The organism is Dyadobacter jiangsuensis (assembly GCF_003014695.1).
GTDB lineage: Bacteria > Bacteroidota > Bacteroidia > Cytophagales > Spirosomataceae > Dyadobacter > Dyadobacter jiangsuensis.
In genome coordinates this window covers 93,314-109,996 of record NZ_PYAS01000019.1, presented here as the reverse complement: position 1 = coordinate 109,996, position 16,683 = coordinate 93,314, and the positions used below count along the sequence as shown (strand labels likewise).

At 49.7% G+C, this 16,683-nt stretch carries 14 protein-coding genes and 1 rRNA gene; 11 read left to right on the top strand and 4 right to left on the bottom strand.

The window, feature by feature from the left end:
• Together CLV60_RS30080 and CLV60_RS30075 are read right to left on the bottom strand one after the other, a co-directional pair.
• Positions 1–91 (bottom strand): 16S ribosomal RNA (locus CLV60_RS30080); the annotation flags it as partial.
• Positions 92–550: 459 nt separating this feature from the next.
• Positions 551–2,995 (bottom strand): ribonucleoside-diphosphate reductase subunit alpha, encoded by a 2,445-nt coding sequence (locus CLV60_RS30075; RefSeq protein WP_106599112.1) that lies wholly within the window; start codon positions 2,993–2,995, stop codon positions 551–553.
• Between the two features lie 439 nt (positions 2,996–3,434).
• On the opposite strand from CLV60_RS30075, the gene CLV60_RS30070 reads away from it, so the two are divergent.
• The 6 genes from CLV60_RS30070 (at position 3,435) to rimK (ending at position 8,654) form a co-directional block, all read left to right on the top strand.
• Positions 3,435–4,346 (top strand): sugar phosphate isomerase/epimerase family protein, encoded by a 912-nt coding sequence (locus CLV60_RS30070; RefSeq protein ID WP_106599111.1) that lies wholly within the window; start codon positions 3,435–3,437, stop codon positions 4,344–4,346.
• Positions 4,347–4,476: 130 nt separating this feature from the next.
• Positions 4,477–4,719 carry a type B 50S ribosomal protein L31 gene (locus CLV60_RS30065; RefSeq protein ID WP_019945104.1) on the top strand — a complete coding sequence of 81 codons (243 nt, stop codon included), beginning with the start codon at positions 4,477–4,479 and terminating at the stop codon, positions 4,717–4,719.
• Between the two features lie 154 nt (positions 4,720–4,873).
• Positions 4,874–6,058, top strand: coding sequence for a putative sugar nucleotidyl transferase (locus CLV60_RS30060; protein ID WP_106599110.1), 1,185 nt, complete (start codon positions 4,874–4,876; stop codon positions 6,056–6,058).
• Positions 6,059–6,090: 32 nt separating this feature from the next.
• Positions 6,091–7,209 carry a DNA polymerase III subunit gene (locus tag CLV60_RS30055; protein ID WP_106599109.1) on the top strand — a complete coding sequence of 373 codons (1,119 nt, stop codon included), beginning with the start codon at positions 6,091–6,093 and terminating at the stop codon, positions 7,207–7,209.
• The gene (locus tag CLV60_RS30050; protein ID WP_106599108.1) at positions 7,206–7,676 is read left to right on the top strand and encodes an ATP-dependent zinc protease family protein; all 471 of its coding nucleotides are present in this window, start codon (positions 7,206–7,208) and stop codon (positions 7,674–7,676) included. Before CLV60_RS30055 ends, CLV60_RS30050 begins: the two co-directional genes overlap by 4 nt.
• Positions 7,677–7,751: 75 nt before the next feature.
• A complete protein-coding gene (rimK, locus tag CLV60_RS30045; protein ID WP_106599107.1) occupies positions 7,752–8,654 on the top strand; it encodes a 30S ribosomal protein S6--L-glutamate ligase in 903 nt (300 codons plus the stop codon).
• Here the strand turns inward: rimK and CLV60_RS30040 are convergent.
• Positions 8,651–9,730 (bottom strand): DUF2652 domain-containing protein, encoded by a 1,080-nt coding sequence (locus tag CLV60_RS30040; protein ID WP_106599106.1) that lies wholly within the window; start codon positions 9,728–9,730, stop codon positions 8,651–8,653. The two genes, rimK and CLV60_RS30040, sit on opposite strands and share 4 nt — an antisense overlap.
• Positions 9,731–9,944: 214 nt before the next feature.
• Here CLV60_RS30040 and CLV60_RS30035 point away from each other — a divergent pair, with 214 nt between their 5' ends.
• The 3 genes from CLV60_RS30035 to hemC are packed head-to-tail and all read left to right on the top strand — an operon-like array spanning position 9,945 to position 11,529.
• Positions 9,945–10,226, top strand: coding sequence for a type II toxin-antitoxin system HigB family toxin (locus tag CLV60_RS30035; protein ID WP_211302294.1), 282 nt, complete (start codon positions 9,945–9,947; stop codon positions 10,224–10,226).
• Positions 10,204–10,563 carry a helix-turn-helix domain-containing protein gene (locus tag CLV60_RS30030; protein ID WP_106599104.1) on the top strand — a complete coding sequence of 120 codons (360 nt, stop codon included), beginning with the start codon at positions 10,204–10,206 and terminating at the stop codon, positions 10,561–10,563. The genes CLV60_RS30035 and CLV60_RS30030 overlap by 23 nt, the downstream gene beginning before the upstream one ends.
• 33 nt (positions 10,564–10,596) lie before the next feature.
• A complete protein-coding gene (hemC, locus tag CLV60_RS30025; protein WP_106599103.1) occupies positions 10,597–11,529 on the top strand; it encodes a hydroxymethylbilane synthase in 933 nt (310 codons plus the stop codon).
• A gap of 65 nt (positions 11,530–11,594) precedes the next feature.
• Here the strand turns inward: hemC and CLV60_RS30020 are convergent, their stop codons facing one another.
• On the bottom strand, positions 11,595–14,498 hold the full coding sequence (locus CLV60_RS30020; protein WP_106599119.1) for a TonB-dependent receptor: 2,904 nt from the start codon (positions 14,496–14,498) through the stop codon (positions 11,595–11,597).
• Between the two features lie 358 nt (positions 14,499–14,856).
• Here CLV60_RS30020 and CLV60_RS30015 point away from each other — a divergent pair, with 358 nt between their 5' ends.
• Together CLV60_RS30015 and CLV60_RS30010 are read left to right on the top strand one after the other, a co-directional pair.
• Entirely contained in the window at positions 14,857–15,927 is a 1,071-nt protein-coding gene (locus CLV60_RS30015) for a sensor histidine kinase (protein WP_106599102.1), read from the top strand.
• Positions 15,928–15,929: 2 nt separating this feature from the next.
• Positions 15,930–16,661: a LytR/AlgR family response regulator transcription factor gene (locus tag CLV60_RS30010; protein ID WP_106599118.1), complete on the top strand. Its 732-nt coding sequence runs from the start codon at positions 15,930–15,932 to the stop codon at positions 16,659–16,661.
• Positions 16,662–16,683: the final 22 nt, after the last annotated feature.

The window sequence follows — 16,683 nt, the reverse complement described above, 5'->3', positions numbered from 1 at the left end:
CGTACGACAGTGACATTGCTGCCCCTTCGCCTTGCATGTATTAAGCCTGCCGCTAGCGTTCATCCTGAGCCAGGATCAAACTCTCCATTGTAAATATTAATGTGATCTTACCTTCGAAAAGGTAGACCGAATGTTTCTAACGAACCTATCTTTTTGCTCTCTTCATCATGTCAAAGAACGTTGCTTCGGACTTCCCGAAACTCGTGGCCCTGATCGTTTTCAGTGCCGTTGTTCCCGATTGGGAGTGCAAAAGTGGCAGGTTTAATTTTAACATGCAAGCCCAGACAACAAATATTTTTGAATCTTTTTGAACGAAAATACCTAAACCACTGATAACGAAAATGCTACGCCCAGAAAAAAATTAGAAGTTTTTTAAGTAGCCGGTAAAGCAATGTTTCTACGAACGCAAAATCGATTCATACCCATCCAATTTTTCCATTTATTAATACAACACAAACTTGTCATGCATTACCAACACCACTGTCGTAAAACGAAAGAGGTGCCCGATCTACGATCAGACACCTCTTCGCTATTGCGATTTTAACCTTAATTACGAACCACAAGCCTCGCAGCCCTCAGGATCATCCAGGGAGCATTGCATATCGGAGCGATTGTCACGCGGCGCGACCGGCTTCGCATGCTCCTCCGCATATTGCACGTAGTTGAGTTCCTTTTCGGCCACCACGGCGGTCGCAGGTTCGAGTTGCGGCTCGGCTTGTTTGCTGACCGTGAATTGAACCGGATCGGACGCCGCGCGGGTACGCAGGTAGTACATACCGGTTTTGAGGCCCTTCTTCCATGCATAGAAGTGCATTGAAGTCAGTTTACCGAAGTTCGCCTCTTCCATGAAGATGTTCAGCGACTGGGATTGGCAAATATAGGCTCCTCTGTCGGCCGACATATCGAGCAGGCTTCGCTGCTTGATCTCCCATGCCGTTTTGTAAAGATCCTTGATGTTTTGCGGGATATTCGGAATGGCTTGTACCGATCCGCTGGCACGAACGAGGTTGTTTTTCATTTCCTCGCTCCACAGACCCAGTCTTACCAGGTCTTTCAGCAAGTACTTGTTCACGACAACGAATTCGCCCGACAATACCCTTCTTACATATATATTAGAAGTGAATGGCTCGAAGCATTCGTTATTACCAAGAATCTGGCTGGTAGATGCGGTTGGCATCGGCGCTAGCAGCAAGGAGTTGCGTACACCGTTTTGTACCACTTCTTTCCGCAGCTTCTCCCAGTTCCAGCGTTTGCTTTCCGGTGTTACATTCCACATATCAAATTGGAATACCCCTTGCGAGATCGGGCTGCCTGCCCAGGTTTCGTATGGACCGTGCTGCATAGCAAGCTCCATCGAAGCTTCCATCGATCCGTAATAGATCGTTTCGAAAATATCTTTGTTCAATTGGCGTGCCTCGTCGGAGTCGAATGGCATGCGCATCATACAGAATGCATCCGCCAAGCCCTGCACCCCGATACCGATCGGCCGGTGGCGCTTGTTGCTCTTCTCGGCTTCGGGAACCGGATAGAAGTTCAGGTCGATGATCTTGTTCAGGTTACGCGTTACCACTTTCGTGATCTCGTACAATTTCTGGTGATCGAATCGTATGAATCCGTCCGCGCCCTGCTCCACGAACTTCGGCAATGCGATGGAAGCAAGGTTACAAACCGCCACTTCGTCGGGAGCCGTATATTCAATGATCTCCGTGCAAAGGTTCGACGACTTGATAGTACCCAAATTCTGCTGGTTGGACTTGCTGTTCGCGTGGTCCTTATACAACATATATGGCGTACCAGTCTCGATCTGCGATTCCATGATCGCAAACCACAGGTCTTGCGCCTTGATAGTCTTGCGCGCTTTGCCTTCGCGCTCGTATTGTTCGTACAGCTTTTCGAATTCCTCGCTGTGCGTATCCGCCAGTCCCGGGCATTCGTGCGGGCAGAAGAGCGACCAGGTGTCGTTCGCCTCCACGCGCTTCATGAACAAATCAGGAATCCACAATGCATAGAATAGGTCGCGTGCACGCTGCTCTTCTTTCCCGTGGTTCTTTTTCAGATCGAGGAAATCGAAGATGTCGGAATGCCATGGTTCAATATATATAGCAAAAGAACCTTTGCGCTTGCCTCCTCCCTGATCTACGTAACGCGCCGTGTCGTTGAACACGCGAAGCATCGGTACGATACCGTTCGATTGCCCGTTTGTTCCTTTAATATATGTACCCGTCGCACGGACGTCGTGAATGCTCAAACCGATACCACCGGCCGACTGCGAAATCAATGCGCAGTTCTTGAGGGTATCATAAATACCATTGATACTGTCCTCCTTCATTGTAAGCAGGAAGCACGACGACATTTGCGGTTTCGGCGTACCTGCATTGAACAACGTAGGTGTAGCATGGGTAAACCATTTTTCCGAAAGCAAATGATAGGTTTCAATCGCCGCCTGCACGTCCTCCTGATGGATACCGATCGCCACGCGCATGAGCATATGCTGCGGGCGCTCGACAATTTTCCCTTCAACTTTCAGTAAATACGACTTTTCGAGGGTTTTATAGCCGAAATAATCGTAGGAATAGTCGCGGTCATATATAATAGTAGAATCGAGCAGCGATGCATGCTGGCGGATCACCTCGTAAACCTCCTTGGAGATCAGCGATGCGTTTTCACCGGTTTTGGAATCTATATATGTATAAAGACGCTTCATTGTAGCCGAAAACGACTTCAATGTGTTCTTATGGAGATTTGAGATAGCGACGCGGGCAGCCAGGATTGCATAATCAGGGTGCTTGGTGGTCATGGAAGCTGCGGTTTCGGCAGCGAGGTTATCCAGCTCGGCGGTGGTAACGCCGTCGTAAATGCCGGAAACAACCTTCTTGGCTACTTCCACGGGCTGAACGTAAGCGGCGTCCAGGCCGTAGCTCAGTTTCTCTATGCGGGCGGTCACCTTGTCGAATTTCACGGATTCGCGGCGACCATCACGCTTTATGACATACATAGACATAAGTAATGTGGTGTTTGATAGAACGTTAGTGATGTATATTCTTGGAAGATCAGTCGGAGATGACTTTAAAAATCTCTTGAAATAACACTAAAGAAATCAGATTCGCAATCAGGATTTCTCTACAAAATCATGCCTTATCCGCATAGTCCAAATTACTAAATTGTTAAGAAACTAATAACTAGTTGTTTACGGAAAGCTTACACTAAATTGTTTCAAAGAAAAAAAATTCAGAAAAATGCATTTCAAATTTTGCAAACTTTTGGAGAGAAAAATTTTTAACAAAGAAAGGTTGATTTGACAATAATTGCTGTTAATCAATGATTTAAGGCCAAATATGTTATTTATAATTATTCTAAACTTGTAAACTTTACATAGCATAACGTATTTCGTTTCAACACAAAATATCAATCAATAGCCATAAAAACTCAAACATATGAGCACAATTATCGAACAAGCCGACCGGCGGACATTCCTCAAAACGACCTCCGGAATGGTGGCAGGTCTCGCGCTGGGCGGATCACTCACCGAAGCCATGGCCAAAGCCGCCGGAAACACCGCTTACAGCATTCCACTCGGCGTGTATGCGGCTTACGACAAAGCCGAATTTCTACGCAAATCGGGGTGTGCCTATATTGAAGAATCCGTAGCTGGCTTCCTCATCCCGGAAGGCGGCGACGCCGGCTACGAAAAGAACCTGCAACAACTCAAGACTGAGCACTTCCCTATCAAATCTTATGTGATCCTGCTCCCGGCAAGCCTCAAAACGCTTGGCCCCGATGCAAACCACGAGGCGATCCTTCAAAGAACGGAGACCGTTCTCAAACGCGCCAAGGAATGCGGCTCTCAATTCGTCGTATTCGGAAGTGGTGCATCAAGAATCATACCCGAAGGCTTCGATCGCGCAAAAGCGAAGGCGCAGCATATTGAACTAACACAAAAGATGGCGCCATTGGCCGAGAAACACGGTGTTACCATCGCCGTCGAACCACTGAACCGCGGCGAAACCAATTTTATCAACAGCCTGGCCGAAGGCGTCGAAATCGTCGATGCCGTCAAAAGCCCACGCGTGAAGCTGCTCTGCGATATATATCATATGTTAAAGGAAGACGAACCGGCGTCGGAGATCATAAAGTATGGTAAGCACATCGTGCATTGCCACATCGCCGAGAAAGAGAAACGGACACCGCCGGGCGTAAAGGGCGACGATTTCAGGGCCTACCTGGGCGCATTGAAGAAAATCGGATACAAAGGCGGGCTTTCGATCGAATGCTTCGTGTACACCGATTTCGAAAAGGAAGCGAAACGTGGTGTAGAGGTGCTCAAACAGCAACTCAGTGAAGTCTAAGGCGTTAATTTTTGATGTATTGCATTAATATTAAAAAAGATAGCGTTCCGATACTTGATTTACAAATCAGGATTTTTTACTTTTGCAATCCTTTTGGAAATCGTATAGAAACAAATAATACCATATACCAATGAAAAAAGATATTCATCCCAACTATAGAGAGGTAGTTTTCTGGGATCTATCAAGCGACTTTAAATTCATTACTCGCTCTACCATAGACACTAACGAGACTATCACCTGGGAAGACGGCAAAACCTACCCTGTGTACAAAGTCGAGGTGTCTTCTCAGTCACACCCTTTCTACACTGGTAAAAACGTACTGGTTGACACAGCTGGTCGCGTTGACAAGTTCAGAAAGCGTTACGGAAAATAAGCAACGCATTGGCTTTTTCCTGTGTGGTCGAACACATCAGGAGAACGAAAAAATACAGTGGCAGTCTCCCGACAAATATGCTTGGGAGACTGCTTCTTTTTTTGCCGTAACCAATAAAATGCCCGAACTTTGGCCTGCACATACGTTTTAATATATGCCCCAGACCATTCTGTTCGACGATCCCAAGATTAGAATCCAACTTTTACCTTTTACCTATACAAGACCGGTCGCCGGCATTCGGTGCGGCATCCACACACTGGCTGAAAAATGGGCCGACAGATGCCACTCCACGGTCTCATTCCAAACGGAAGCTTATCTCGCCACCAAATACCCGGAACATACCTCGGGGGATAACCTGTATATCAACGGTGCGCTGTGCCCGGACGATCATCTGACGGGCATTGTCAAAGGCTTGCCGCACGGCAATGCGCTTGTTTCCGACAACGGTGAAGTCCTCGCAGTACGATCGCATTCGGCATGGAAAGCTTCGGATGGTACGAGCGGACTTTCGGTAGTGGAATATGCGGAGGCTTTTACAATGATCCGCAATGTGTGGGATATTTTCGGCCAGAATGGGGCGCAGATCAAAATCGATTACGAACGCATTGCTTCTATCAGAAAATCGGCGGGTATTACGGACCCATTCACGCATTGCTACAAACCGGAGAATGTATTCGTAGAAGAAGGCGCCGTGATCAAGGCGTCCATTCTGAATGCGGAAAACGGCCCCATTTACATCGGCAAGAATGCATTGATCCAGGAAGGTTCGATGATCCAGGGCCCATTTGCGATTGGTGAAAACGGGGTACTGGCCCAGGGAACGAAGATCCGCCCTAATACGACCGTTGGGCCATCGTCCAAAGTCGGTGGGGAAGTGAGCAACTGCGTGGTATTCGGGTACAGCAACAAAGGCCACGACGGTTACCTGGGCAATTCTGTGCTGGGCGAATGGTGTAACCTGGGCGCCAACACCAACAATTCAAATTTGAAAAACGACCATACGAACGTCAAGCTGCACAGCTATGCTACGAATATGCTGGCCGACACCGGTTTGATTTTCTGCGGGCTCATGATGGGCGACTATTCCAAAGCGGGAATTTCGACCATGTTCAACACCGGGACGGTTGTCGGCGTAAGTGTGAATGTATTCGGTGCTGGCTTTCAGAACAAGCATGTCCCGTCTTTCACCTGGGGTGGTGCGGCCGAAGGATGCATGGAGTATCGTTTCGATAAAGCCGTGGCGGTGGCAAAAGATACGGTGAGCCGCCGGGGCATTGCATTCGGGCAGACCGAGGAAGATATTATGCGCGTAGTTTTTAAAAATACGCGTGGTCAGTAAGCATTTTACACATCCATTAATTGATTTAAATCGTGCTTTTCAGAGATATTCCGGGACTCGAAAATATCAAAGCGACATTGCGGCGCTCGGTCCGGAACAGCCATCTGGCCCACGCTCAGCTATTTGATTATCCCACGGGTGGCGCTGGCCTGGCAATGGCCCTGGCGTTCTCTACCTATATTAACTGCGAAAACAGGAACGAGGAAGACGCTTGCGGTACGTGCGCGTCGTGCGTGAAGATGAGCAAGCTCATCCACCCCGATTTCCATTTCATATTCCCCATTGCCACCTCCAAAAAGGTAGATGGCAAAACGAGTGAGGCATTTCTGCCGCTTTGGCGCTCATTCCTGCTGGAAAATCCCTACCGCGTCCTCCCCGACTGGCTCGACCACATCGGTGCGGACAACAAGCAGGGCAACATTTCGGTAGAGGAAGCGCGCGGAATTTTGCGAAAATTGTCCGTAAAAGCCTATGAAGGCGAATACAAAATCCTGCTGATCTGGAAAGCCGACATTATGAATGCCGCCTCCTCTAATGCGATTTTGAAAATCCTCGAAGAACCGCCTGAAAAAACATTATTCCTTTTGGTAAGTGATCAATCGGATAAATTACTGACGACAATTATCTCCCGGACCCAACGGATCACCATTCCGGCATTCACCGATTCAGAAATCAAATCCTATCTGAAACAAGGCGATGTCACCGAAGCCGTCGCCAACCAGGTAGCGTTTTTGTCCGACGGGAATATGGCTGAGGCACTGAAACTCGCTCAGGAAGAGCAGGATGACCGCTCGGCGTGGTTTGCCGACTGGATGCGCTCTTCGTACAAGTTCGATGTTTCTCATTTGGTCAAACTCGCCGATAGCTACGATGTTATGAGCAAGGAAAAGCAAAAAGGCCTGCTCGAATATGCATTGCGGTTGTTCAGGGATATGCTCATATGGAGCCACGGCGCGGGTGAGCTTTTGCGTGTTCCGCAGGAAGAACTTACTTTCGTGCAGAATTTTTCCAAAACCGTCAATTTTGAGTCGCTGGAAAGGATGATCGGGGAAGTAAATACGGCCTATTACCACATCGAGCGAAATGTGCGGGCCAAAATGGTGTTTCTGGACTTGTCGTTGACGGTCGCTCAGTTTTTCCAGCGCAGATGAAACGTCCGTTGGAGATTATCGGCGCGACCGATATTGTGGATTTACCGGAGCTGGATTGGCATCATGTACCTGTACGCGTGGATTCCGGTGCTGCTACGTCAGCTATCCACTGTTCCCGGGTCAAATTGGTAGAGTCGGAAGGACTTCGGGAGCTCCATGTTTACCTCGATGCCAAGCGCGGAGCACCTCAACATTTCTTTATAGTAACCGATTTTAAAGAAACCGTGATCAGGAACTCCTTCGGGAAAGAAGAGAAACGGTTTGTGATCAAGACACCAATCAGGCTTTTCGGTCGAAAAATACGTACCGAGTTTTCGCTGGCCAACCGGCAGAAAATGAGCTACCCTATACTACTCGGGCGAAAACTGCTCAAAAACAGGTTCATCGTGGATGTTTCCCAAAAGAACCTGTCGGCAGCAAGGCATTCGCTGACACCAACTCGTTCCCCAAAATTACCTCTGAACTAAACCCGAGACGCGCAGTCGCTAGACGCCCAGTCCGGGGCTTACAGCCCAACCTCCACATTTTCTAAAAACATTTTTATGAAAATCGCCGTATTATCCACCAATCCGGACCTGTATTCAACCAGGCGTCTGGTGGAGGCAATCAAACAAAAGGGACACGAAGCGGTTGTGATCGACCACGTCAAATGCTTTGTCATGATCGAAGGCGGCAAGCCGACGGTCGTCTACAAGGGCAAGCCCGTCACCGGCATAGACGCCGTCATTCCCCGCATTGGCACCTCGGTAAATGCATTCGGCTGCGCAGTAGTGCGTCAGCTCGAATTGATGAAAGTATTCACCACCGTGAAATCGCAGGCTATCCTGCGCTCGCGTGACAAGCTACGCAGCATGCAGGTACTCGCGAAGGCTGGTATCGATATTCCAAAGACCGTTTTTGCCAAAAATCCGGCACAAGTCAACGAGCTCATCCATATGGTAGGCGGCCCGCCGGTAATCATCAAACTGTTGGAAGGCACTCAGGGCGTTGGCGTCGTACTTGCCGAAACTATCAAGGCCGCGAAATCGACCATTGAGGCATTCTATGGCCTGCGGGCCAACTTCCTGATCCAGGAATACGTGGCAGAATCGAAAGGCGCCGATATCCGCGCATTTGTGATCGGCAACAAAGTGATTGCCGCCATGAAGCGCCAGGGCGCCGAGGGTGATTTTCGCTCTAACCTCCACCGCGGCGGCTCCGGCTGCATAATCGAGCTTTCGCCCGAAGAGGAGCACACGGCTATTGCAGCAGCGAAGGCATTGGGCGTAAAAATCGCCGGCGTCGATATGCTGCAATCCGAGCGCGGGCCATTGGTCATGGAGGTCAATTCTTCCCCGGGCCTAAGGGGCATCGAAGAAGTAAGCGGTATCGACATTGCATCCTTAATTGTGTCTTACATTGAAGACAAAATTGTTACCGACGAAGGAGATACCGTTGGGGTTTAAAAATCGATCGGCAGGGTGATTTGCGGAAGCAGCCCTTCCAAATTTGCCAGCGATTTCCGGAATTCAGCTTCCATCTTGTCTTTTTTGAAGAACCTGAACGAAAGCTGCTTTAATGGATCTTTTTTGAGATAATATTCCAAACTAAGCCGCGTGCGGTTCTCGGCGAGTTTATCGAGCACAAAATAAAGTGCGCTGGTAAACTTCTCATCCGACTCGCTGAAAATGACCCGGGATTCAGGGTCGTACGAAAAACCGCTGGCGTACATCACCGTTTCGCCGTCCTCGCGAATACACCGGTGGCGCGATCCGATGCCGGGGAGAAAATGATCCAGCTCCTCGATGGATTTCACGCCGTCCTGCCAGTGCGGTCGCAGTTCGAGGTGTCCGGAAGTGAAGAAAACCTTTTTGATGTTTGCATCATATTCCCTTGAAACCGACACCATCTTGACCTTTTCCTTCGGTTCAAGCAACGGCGGCTTGTAGGGCGGAATATTGTCTTTCAAATAGCCAATCTGTGTATATTGAAAAGGTATCTGCTCATTTTCGGTCGTTTTGGAGCCGGGGCGCCACTTCATCTGGTTGGTAAAATCGTCGGGGTTTTGCCCGTTCAGCAAATTTTGGGTTACCAGCCAGTACTCATGCTGCTCGATATCGTTTTTAAGCAGCTGATGCGCCACGATAATATCTTTCCCAATCAGCTTTTTGAAATCTTTGACCTGATAAGTCGTAAACTCGCCATAGTGCGCTACCACTTTCAGCGTGAGATTAATCGCAGAAATGCAGGACTTGCACTGGCAAAACCGTCGGTTGTCGAAGGCAATCAGGTATTTGTGAAAATCACAGAACATCTTTTCGACCTGCCGATAGAGCGTTTCGAGTTCTGGTGCTTCGCCGAATTTAAAGAAAAGGACGGCGTCGCCCTCGATCTCAGAGATTTCCAGTCCCATCTGGTTCGCATTCACGATCGTTTCCAGCAATTCCTGGATAATCTGGCGCCCATGCTGGATCTCGATCTCATGCATGAACTGCGTGAAGCCGCTGATGTCGGGGATGAAGATTAGTCCTTTCGTTTCCATGGTGCTGATTTTGATTGGGTTAATTTACGGGGAATTCCGCAATCTTTCACTGGTTGATTTGACAGTATCTCCATAACTTCGCACCCGATTGCAGCGCTCCGCGAATGCGTCAGCAAACGTTCCTTAAAGAAAAATAACGTAACCAAAATGGTAACAATCATTTATCTTTGTTGGAACGATGCGCATAATCGCTATACAGACAATAAGGAATTACATGAAGGCGTATCCAAAGGCAGAGCAGTCGTTGCTAGCATGGAATCAGGAAGCAGAAGCCGCTCGCTGGGAATCGCCCAATACATTGAAAGTACAATATCGAAGTGCATCTATTCTAAGTCAGAAACCGGTGGTATTCAACATACACGGGAACCATTACCGGCTGATCGTCGACATTGAATACAGATTGAAAATTGTATTTATCGTCTGGTTCGGACCGCATTCGGAATATGATCAAATAGACGCAAGAAGAATTAGCTATGATCGGACCCATCAAAAATAACGAACAGTACGAAAGCTATCTGGCGCGCATTTATGCATTGATGCAAACCGATGTAGCACCTGATTCGAAGGAATCAGATGAGCTGGAACTCCTTTCCATTCTGGTAAAGGACTACGAGAATGTACATTTCCCGATCCCCAAACCCAGCCCGCTGGAAGCAATCCGATTCCGATTGGAGCAAATGGGTATTTCGGAAAAGGAACTGTCGGAGATTCTCGGCTATCGGTCCCGTAAATCGGAAATCCTTTCCGGCAAACGAAAATTGAATTTGAGTATGATCCGCAGGTTGAATGAGAAACTTCATATTCCTGCGGAAATTTTAATACAGGCCTATTAACACAAAAACTGGCCTTACATTGTATAAATAACCATGCATATTAAAATAGGAACCCGCGGGAGCAAGCTCGCACTTTGGCAGGCGTATTATGTCGAGGCACTTTTGCAACAGGGCGGTGTTGAAACGGAAATCGTTGTTATCGAAACGAAGGGAGACAAGATCCTCGATCGGTCGCTTTCGAAAATCGGCAGTAAGGGTGTTTTTACCGAAGAGTTGGAAGACCAGCTCCGAAGCGGCGACATCGACATCGCGGTGCATAGCGCCAAAGACCTGCAATCGCAGCTGGATGATGCATTCGAAATCATTGCATTCACCGAGCGCGAGCACGCCAATGACGTGCTCGTAAGCCACGATACGACATTATCGTTGAAAAGCGGCGAATCGTTCACAGTCGGGACGTCGTCCACACGCCGGGTAGCCGTTTTGAAACACTATTACCCGCACATCAAAACCGTGGATATGCGCGGAAACCTCCAAACGCGCCTCCGTAAGTTGGAGGAAGGCCAGTGTGATGCGCTCCTGCTCGCATATGCGGGCGTGCACCGCATGGAGTACGACGACAAAATCGCCGAACATCTGCTGTTGGATGAATTTACCCCGGCCGTGGGCCAGGGCAGCGTCGCCATTGAATGCGCGGTTTCGCTCGACGCTGAGAAAAAGCACAAACTGAAAGAACTCCTCAACCACGAACCTACCGAAACCTGCCTGCTCGCAGAAAGGGCATTCCTGAAACGCCTGCAAGGCGGTTGCAGCATTCCGGTGTTCGGGATGGCTACATTGCACGACGAGGAAATCCACATGACGGGCGGCATTATCAGCCTCGACGGCTCGGAACTCATTCGCAAGGCTGAAAGCGGCGGACATGCATTTCCACAGGCGCTGGGCACGTCACTAGCGGAAGAATTGCTCGCGGCAGGTGCCGACCGCATTTTGGCGAGCATTAGGCAGCAAAACAGCGCTCTTTAAGATATTCTTGAAAACAAAATAAGCCCGGCTGATCTCAGCCGGGCTTATTTGCTTATAGAAGTCTGTTAATCTTTCTTGGTAGAATCAGCCGGTGTGACTGGTTTCGCCGGCAATGCGGTAGAATCCGCAGGAACTGCCGGACGGGCAGTGCTGTCGGGTTTCACCGTGCTGCTGTCGGGGCGCACGCGGGTCGAATCCGGTTTGAATTGCGTTGAATCCGGACGTGCTCCCGGTTGCCCCGGACGGCCCTGGAATCCTCCCTGACGCGCCGGACGAGCTGTGCTATCCGCTGCTGCTCCGGGAGTCGCTACTCCTGACGGACGGCCCGCCCCTTGTGCGCCTGCTCCACGGCCACCTGTTGCCGGTGTAGCTGCCGGCGCTTGTCCGCCTCCTTGCGCACCGCCGCCACCGCCGCCGGTATCCATGTTACCGCCGCCGTCAGATTTCTGGTCGTCGTTGTTGACGGACTTTCTTCTGCGGGTTTTCTGCTCCACGAAGGTCATTTTACCGAATCGGTAAGAGAAATTCACACGGAAGCCGCGGTTATACAGGTAGTTGGTATTGTTCTGGGTAAATGTCTTCGATTCCAGGCTCGTCTTCATTTTGAACGAAGGCGCCAGGAAGTTTTCCATTCCGAAACCGATGCTTCCGCGTTTGTTCTTGAAGTCTTTGCGAACCCCGAAATCGTACATTCTGAAACCGGCTTGCGTTCCTTGCAGCTGCACGTCGCGTCCACGCATGAAACCGCCCGCCTGCAAGCCCCAGCCGTTTTTGATATTAAGGCTGGTACGGAAGCGACCGCTCAATACGAAACCGCTGTTGGAGTTCTGCAATGCAGGGTCCGGGCTGTTGTTCGACAAATCGGCATAATAGAAGTCGAAACCTCCGCCCAACTGCCATCTTTTGAAGAATGTCACGTTTCCGAAAATGTTGGCACCATAGTTCTTCTTCGAACCGATATTGCCGTAAGTCGTCGTGATCACACCGTCGGCGCTGGTCGTACGAATGCTTTCAATGGAGCTGTTGGTAAAACGCGCGAACGTCGAAACATTCACATACAGCGAGTTTTTAAAGAAGCTCGTACCCAATTCAACCTGGTCGGTCAATTCGGGTTTCAGGTTCGGGTTACCCACGGTGATGTTTTGCGGGTTGGCCGCATTCATGTTCGGGTTCAGGAACTGGATGCCCGGGCGTTGCAAACGGCGGTTATAGGCCAGTTTAATGGTCTGTCCTTTTCCAAATGTCTGCGACAGGTTGACACTCGGTACGAGGTTGCCATAAGCCGGCAGTTTCAGATCGCCGGCTTCGCCTTGCTGCGCGTCGATGCTCGTGTATTCATAGCGCGTACCCGCCTTCACGGTAAACCGGCTCTTGGTAGTGTATGTATAGGACAAATATCCGGCAGCCACATTCTGGTCATAGTTCAGATTGCTGGCTGGTTGCGGCGTGTCCACCGTATTATAATAGTCATAATTACTCACAACCTGACGGAAAATGCCCTTACCACCGACTTCCAGCATCTGGTTCTCCTTGATCGGCGTCTGGTAATCTACCTGCACGGTACTTTCCTGGTTATGGCTGCTGTTGTTGTTGCCTTGCGCGCCTAGCAGTGTTTTCAATTGTTCGTTGCTCAGCGAGTAAATGTCCGCATCGTAGTCGTTGGTACGGTTGTTCCGGCTGTATTGCGTCGAAATGCTCAGCTCCTGGCCTGGTTTGGCCAATGTTTTCATGTAATCCACATTCACATCCCAGGTACCCGAAAGGTCCTTGCTGTTCACATCGCGGAAGCTGGTTTTCGTGGTATCGTTCAAAGTATTATAGGTGTAAAGCTCCTGATCCACTTTGTTGTTGCGCATTCCATAACGCACGCCTGCGGACAAGGATGTCTTGGAATCGATCTCCCAATCCCAGCCGAAGTTATAGGAACCGAAAGCCATTTTGTTTTTGGAATCGCTCGTCTGGCGGACCGAGAAAGGGCTTAGCTTACCAATCTGGATATTTTCGGATTTACCAGGCATATTGTAATTGAATCGCCCGAAACCTCCCAGGCTGAAACCCATTTTCCCCACACGGTAATTACCGCGCAAGCCAAGGTTCGAGCCCCGGTTACCGATACCTGTGTCGAGGTTGAGCGTTCCACCCTGGATTGTGCTCTTCTTGGTAATGATATTGATAATACCCGCCGAACCTTCCGCATCATAACGCGCAGAAGGCGAAGTGATCACCTCCACCGATTTGATCATGTCCGCAGGAATCTGCTTCAATGCATCGGCCACGCTGGTTGCGATAATGGTAGAAGGCTTGTTGTTGATCAAAACGCGTACGTTGGAGCTACCTCGGAGCGAAACGTTACCATCCAGGTCGACGGTCAGCATCGGTACCTTTTTCATCACGTCCGAAGCGTCGCCGCCTTTGCTGGTAATGTCTTTTTCTGCATTGTAAACCAGCCTGTCGACCTTCTCTTCAACCATCTGCGCCATCCCTACCACCTCCACTTCATTAAGCTGAACCACATCCGGTACCAGCGTAACAGTACCCAGGTTCAATTCCGTCTTGCGATCGATCTTGACATTATTGATGGTTTTGGTTTTATATCCGATGAAGGAAATCAAGATCTTGAAATTACCCGACGCGACTTTCGAGAGCGTAAACTCCCCTTTCTCGTCGGTAGTGGTACCGTCGATAGGATTGTTGGTTTTGGTATCCACCAGGGATAATGCTGCAAATTCTACCGGCTTTTTCGAAGTAGAATCCACGAGTACGCCCGTGATCTTTCCGCTGCCCTTAGGAGTGTCTTCTGCCGTTCCCGGAATGACCGTCTGCCGCTGCCTGTCGCCACCGCGGAAATCTCCGCCGCCACCGCCGCGAAATCCGCCGCCACCACCGCCACCGCCCGGAAACTGGGCAAATGCCGTCGATGTAAGCCCTGAGAACACAGCCAGGAATGTGAGTTGTAAAACAAGTTTCATGGTTGGGGTTTTAAAAGTGTACTTTTCGAATTTCAAAATAACCAGGTAAAATCCGGCTAAAAAAAAGGAATAGATGGATAGGGAAGATGTACCGATCAAAGGCCGTTTTCAAACGATATAACCCTGGAAATGACAGGCCAATCCCGCGCGGGCCCTGGTGCCGGCCACCAGGCTTGGACAGCGGTACGGGTGTAAGGTTTAAACCGCCTCCCGGCGTTTCTTGTTTAATAGATTGCGATGAGCCGCCGGTCGGTATTCGGGGTACATTGATCGATTGAAATAGGTGGTTTCGTAAATTCCCCGTAAGATTGCAGTGATGTGTTGCGTTCAAATCACATTGAAACTAACTAATTGCTAAATGGATACGCGTACTGCCCGGAAATACCCCCCGTTATTCCTCCATTTACTCGGATGGAGTTTTCTGGCCCTGTTCCTGATGTGGCAACCGCTGAGCTGGCAGATCGAATTTCCCATGAGCTTCTGGGTCAAACAAGCTGTGCTGTTCTCGCTGCTTATCACCATATTTTACCTCAACTATTATATCTGGTTCCCGAAATTCCTCGCCAAAAACAAATACTCCCGGTTTATTCTGTTCAATATCGTGTCGGTAGTGATGCTGGCGGTGATTACCGAGCAGGTGAAGATCGCGATCAACCATGGCGAACAGATGGACCGCGCATTTAAACTGGCCCGGGAAGCCAATGGCGACAAAAAACGGCACGACCGCCTCGATTACTTCGCATTGCTCACAGCCCTGATGATCATCGGGCTCAGTACGAGTGTTGCCGCCGTCCGCACCGCGCAGCTCGACAAGCAATACCGCCAGAACCTGGAAAAGGAGAAAATCAACTCCGAACTGTCCTTCCTGAAAGCGCAGATCAACCCGCATTTCTTTTTCAATACCCTGAACAACATTTATGCGCTCACGGTGATCGACGTGGAGGCAGCGCGCGAGGCATTGCACAAGCTCTCGCGTATGATGCGCTACGTGCTCTACGAAACCCAACACGGCACCGTACTGCTGAGCCAGGAGATCGCATTTGCACAGGACTATATCCAGCTGATGCAGCTGCGCCTGACCGACAAGGTAACCGTGCACCTCGATCCGCCCAATCCGCTCCACGACGTTTCCATTGCACCCATGCTATTCCTACCCTTTATCGAAAATGCATTCAAGCACGGTGTAAGTGCCGTTCAGCCCAGCCGGATCGACATTCAGATCCGCCAGGAAGGACATAAGATTTTTGTGGAAGTCAAAAACACGCTGTTTACCGACAAAAGGGCCATTCTCGATGAAAGCAATGGCATCGGCTTGGCTAATACCCAGCGCCGCCTCGACTTGCTCTACCCTGGCAAATACCAGCTGGAAGTAACCGAGAACAAAGAGGAAAAAGAGTTTGAAGTACACCTCGAACTGGAAACGGCATGAGTATTACATTGGAATGTATCGCCGTCGACGACGAGCCCTTAGCGCTCGGGCTGGTATGTGCATTTATCGAAAAAACACCGTTTCTGAACCTTGCAGGCCGATATTCCAGCGCCGTGGAGGCATTGCAGGTCATTAACAGCAAACACATCGATGTCATTTTCCTGGATATTCAAATGCCGGACCTGACGGGTATCGAACTCGCCAGGGTGCTTGAAAAAGCCGGGACCAAGGCTCCCAGGATCATATTTACCACCGCATTCAACCAATACGCGCTCGATGGTTTCCGCGTAGATGCCATTGACTATCTCCTAAAACCCTTTAACTACGAAGAGTTCCTCCGTGCCGCATCGAAGGCACAGGCTTATGTGGAGCTGGTTCAAAAGGCCTCGTCGGCCGGTTCTGCCGAACCTAAGGATGAGTACTTGTTCCTGAAAGTGGAATACCAGCTGGTACGGATCGCTTACGACGACATTCTGTACACGGAGGGGCTCAAAGATTATGTAAAAGTCCACCTCAAATCGGACCCGAAGCCTATTCTCTCGCTCACGAGCCTGAAAGCGCTGGAAGAGAAACTGCCTGCTTCCAAATTCATGCGCGTCCACCGGTCGTTCATCGTCAATCTGGACAAAATCAGCGCGGTGACGCGAAACACGATCCAGATCGGCCCGACGTCCATCCCGGTGAGCGACCAGTACAAGGAGGCTTTCAACCAGTTTTTGAGTAAATGGATGTAAAAAAATGGCCCTGCATTTTTCT

Coding starts and splice junctions, on each gene's coding strand:
- CLV60_RS30075 (WP_106599112.1), bottom strand. CDS start 2,995: ATGTATGTCATAAAGCGTGATGGTCGCCGCGAATCCGTGAAATTCGAC.
- CLV60_RS30070 (WP_106599111.1), top strand. CDS start 3,435: ATGAGCACAATTATCGAACAAGCCGACCGGCGGACATTCCTCAAAACG.
- CLV60_RS30065 (WP_019945104.1), top strand. CDS start 4,477: ATGAAAAAAGATATTCATCCCAACTATAGAGAGGTAGTTTTCTGGGAT.
- CLV60_RS30060 (WP_106599110.1), top strand. CDS start 4,874: ATGCCCCAGACCATTCTGTTCGACGATCCCAAGATTAGAATCCAACTT.
- CLV60_RS30050 (WP_106599108.1), top strand. CDS start 7,206: ATGAAACGTCCGTTGGAGATTATCGGCGCGACCGATATTGTGGATTTA.
- rimK (WP_106599107.1), top strand. CDS start 7,752: ATGAAAATCGCCGTATTATCCACCAATCCGGACCTGTATTCAACCAGG.
- CLV60_RS30040 (WP_106599106.1), bottom strand. CDS start 9,730: ATGGAAACGAAAGGACTAATCTTCATCCCCGACATCAGCGGCTTCACG.
- CLV60_RS30035 (WP_211302294.1), top strand. CDS start 9,945: ATGAAGGCGTATCCAAAGGCAGAGCAGTCGTTGCTAGCATGGAATCAG.
- CLV60_RS30030 (WP_106599104.1), top strand. CDS start 10,204: ATGATCGGACCCATCAAAAATAACGAACAGTACGAAAGCTATCTGGCG.
- hemC (WP_106599103.1), top strand. CDS start 10,597: ATGCATATTAAAATAGGAACCCGCGGGAGCAAGCTCGCACTTTGGCAG.
- CLV60_RS30020 (WP_106599119.1), bottom strand. CDS start 14,498: ATGAAACTTGTTTTACAACTCACATTCCTGGCTGTGTTCTCAGGGCTT.
- CLV60_RS30015 (WP_106599102.1), top strand. CDS start 14,857: ATGGATACGCGTACTGCCCGGAAATACCCCCCGTTATTCCTCCATTTA.